This window comes from Comamonas koreensis (assembly GCF_021026195.1).
GTDB lineage: Bacteria > Pseudomonadota > Gammaproteobacteria > Burkholderiales > Burkholderiaceae_C > Comamonas > Comamonas koreensis.
In genome coordinates this window covers 1-617 of sequence record NZ_JAJNCT010000032.1, presented here as the reverse complement: position 1 = coordinate 617, position 617 = coordinate 1, and the positions used below count along the sequence as shown (strand labels likewise).

General features: G+C 55.6%; 1 protein-coding gene. It reads left to right on the top strand.

Annotation, left to right across the window (positions count from 1 at the left end; translation table 11 throughout):
• A partial coding sequence (locus LPW39_RS23675; protein WP_230780348.1) for a hypothetical protein occupies window positions 1–617 on the top strand: 617 nt, incomplete at both ends.

Genomic DNA, 617 nt, shown 5'->3' with positions numbered 1-617 from the left:
ACCGCGAGCTATGAAAAGGCCATTGCTCTTGCCCAAGGCGATGCGGGCCAGGTCGCACAGATCACTGCTGCGCACCAGACTGCGCTGGGCGAGATTCGTTCCAAGTACAGCAAACAAGTTGTCGCCGGCACCAAGCAGGAGGAGAAATCCTATCTGTCTTTGCTGGATGCCATCAACGCGAAAATTGCAGAGGAAAAGCTAGAGCGCCAGTCCAGCGAAGCAATCACCGAAAGCCAGCGCCTGCGCATCAAGATGCAGGCCGAGCTGAAGAAGAATATCTCCAGCGACCACAAGGCTATTTTGGAGAGCAAGCTCAAGGAGCTGGAGGTAGAGGAGAAGCTCACCGCGACCTACAAGGAAGCGGCCGAGGCCCGCAAGGCCTGGCAAGATCAGCAAAAGCAGAACGTGGATGCGGCCTTTGCGACAGCGAACAGCTTGGAGGAAGGCAACAAACAGCTGCGCGATGAGATTGCCTTGATCGGCAAGTCCAAGAAGGAGCAAGAGACCATCTTGCGCCTGCGCCGCGAGCAGGTCATTGTTGCAAAGGAAAAAGAGCTTGCGGATCTGCAGGCCAAGAAGTCATTCGAGGTCTACGACACGATGATGATTCAGGCCTT